Annotated in this window: 2 protein-coding genes and 1 pseudogene; all 3 read right to left on the minus strand. The window is 71.1% G+C overall.

Annotated elements, in window-relative coordinates; genetic code table 11:
- Positions 1–202, minus strand: a 202-nt coding sequence (locus tag G6027_RS11185) for an LLM class flavin-dependent oxidoreductase (protein WP_187702821.1), incomplete at its 3' end; no start/stop codon positions are given.
- Between the two features lie 60 nt (positions 203–262).
- Positions 263–1372, minus strand: a complete 1110-nt coding sequence (locus tag G6027_RS11190) for a GTP-binding protein (protein ID WP_182637252.1) — start codon at positions 1370–1372, stop codon at positions 263–265.
- A gap of 45 nt (positions 1373–1417) precedes the next feature.
- Positions 1418–2062 (minus strand): annotated as a pseudogene (locus tag G6027_RS11195) (RNA methyltransferase); the annotation flags it as partial.
- Positions 2063–2261: the final 199 nt, after the last annotated feature.

Below are 2261 nucleotides of genomic sequence, written 5' to 3' on the forward strand. Positions count from 1 at the left end.
CGGCGGCGGCCGCGATCAGCAGGGGCGGACTTCCGCTCGCGATCCCGGGGACGGCGTGGTGCTCGGCGGCCCAGAAGCGGTGGAAACCCAGGGCATCGGCGTGCTCCGCGCGGCGCAGCGTGCTCTCGAGCGCAGCGGCGTGGGGTTCACCGTGTCGGGTACGGGACCTGTCCAGCAGGCTGAGACGGAGTTCGTGCGGCAACGTGGTGGGGGCCACGACGCCACGGTAGCGCCGTCAGTCACATTGGGTTGCCCGCGTGGGTCAGCGGGCGAGTCCCAGACCGGGCGCCGTCGACGGCATCGCCGCCAGTTCCGCGTCGGTGAGCAGCGCGCCACGCAGGGCGGATCGCACGGCGGCGTGGTCGAGCTTCACCCCGATGAGCACGATCTCCTGTCCCGGCCGGACGTCCGGTACGCGCGCCCACTCCTGAGCGATCTGGAGGTCGTAGTTGGGCCCGGCCTGCGACCACACCACCGCGTGGTGCGGATGCGTCGCCAACCAGCAGTATCCCTTGGAGCGAACCAGCCCCCGGGTGGACCTGAGAGCCGCCTCGAGCCGGGCCGGATCGAACGGCCGGCCAGCCCGGAACACGGTCGAGGAGATGCCGTACTCCTCCGTCTCCGGCGTGTGCGGGCTGGCGAGCTCCTCCGCGTACCCCTCCGCCTGCGCGGCGGTCGCGGGGTCGAACAAGCCCGTGTCCACGACCGCGCACACGTCGATCCTTCCGCGGTCGAGCCGGAGCACCCGGGCACGGGGGTTGAGGGCCCGGATCATCTGCTCGGTCGCGCCGGACACCGGCTCCGAGGCCAGATCCGTCTTGGACACCAGGACGAGGTCCGCGAACTCGACCTGGTCCACCAGGAGGTCGGCGATCGTCCTCTCGTCGCCCTCCCCCGCTGCCATGTCGTGGTGATCCATCCGGTCCCCGCGGGCGATCGCGCCAAGGAACGTAGATGCGTCGACGACAGTGACCATGGTGTCCAGACGCGCCAGGTCGTCGAGCCGGAACCCGTCCTCGAATTCCCACTCGAAGGTCGCGGCGACCGGCATGGGCTCGGAGATGCCCGTGGACTCCACGACGATGGCATCGAACGACCCCTCGCGCGCCAGGCGGGCCACAGACTCCACGAGGTCCTCACGGAGCGTGCAGCAGATGCAGCCGTTGGTGAGCTCCACCAGCTTTTCCTCGCCGCGCTCGAAGTGCCCCTCACCGGCCACCAGAGCGGCGTCGACGTTGATCTCGGACATGTCGTTGACGATGACGGCGATGCGGCGCCCGTCCCGATTGGCGAGCAAGTGGTTGAGCAGCGTGGTCTTGCCTGCTCCGAGGAAGCCGGACAGGACGGTGACAGGGGTGCGGGAATCAGCCATGGCCCTAATGGTAACCATTTTCATTAAGCATCGGACGCCGGGGCGTCAGAAGGACGCGGCATGCTCCCGGACCCACGCGTGCATCGCGATCCCCGCGGCCACGCCCGCGTTGATGGACCGGGTCGAGCCGAACTGGGCGATCGACACCGTCCTCGCCGCCCGTAGCCGCGCGTCGGCGCTGACCCCGGGGCCTTCCTGACCGAACAGCAGCACACACTCGCGCGGGAGCCGGGCGGTCTCGAGCGGCTCGGCGCCGGGGAGGTTGTCGACGGCGACGACCGGCACCCCCTCGGATTCGGCCCAGGCCATCAGCGCGGCCACGTCCTCGTGGTGGCGCAGGTGCTGGTAGCGGTCAGTGACCATCGCCCCGCGACGGTTCCAGCGACGTCGCCCGACGATGTGCACCTCCGCAGCGAGGAACGCGTTGGCCGTCCGGACGACGGTGCCGATGTTGGCATCGTGGCCGAAGTTCTCGATGGCCACGTGGAAGGGGTGCCGCCGGGTGTCGAGGTCGGCCACGATCGCCTCACGCCGCCAGTAGCGGTAGCGGTCGACCACGTTGCGACGGTCGCCCGAGTCGAGCAGGTCCGGATCCCAGTGGTCGCCCGCGGGCCGCGGCTCACCGGGGCGCTCGAGCTCCCACGGGCCCACCCCGACGAGGCCTTCTCCCCACTCCGTCGGCCCGGCAGCGGGATCGACCGTCGCCCCCTCCGGGTCGGCAGCGCGGTCGCTCACGAGGTGAGACGTCGATTGGCCAGCCTGATGACCCGCCCCGGCCCGATCTGGGACGCCAGGTACATCGCGGTGGCCTGAGCGCCCACCGGCCGGTGGACCTCGCGCCCGAGCGCGCCGCGGATCCGACCCAGCACTCCGGACGGGGTGCGGCGGA

It is taken from the genome of Dietzia sp. SLG310A2-38A2 (assembly GCF_014145095.1).
In the GTDB taxonomy this organism is placed as follows: Bacteria; Actinomycetota; Actinomycetes; order Mycobacteriales; family Mycobacteriaceae; genus Dietzia.

What these genes read in the sequence shown, in the direction of transcription:
- G6027_RS11190 (WP_182637252.1), bottom strand. Translation starts at nt 1,372, where the DNA reads ATGGCTGATTCCCGCACCCCTGTCACCGTCCTGTCCGGCTTCCTCGGA.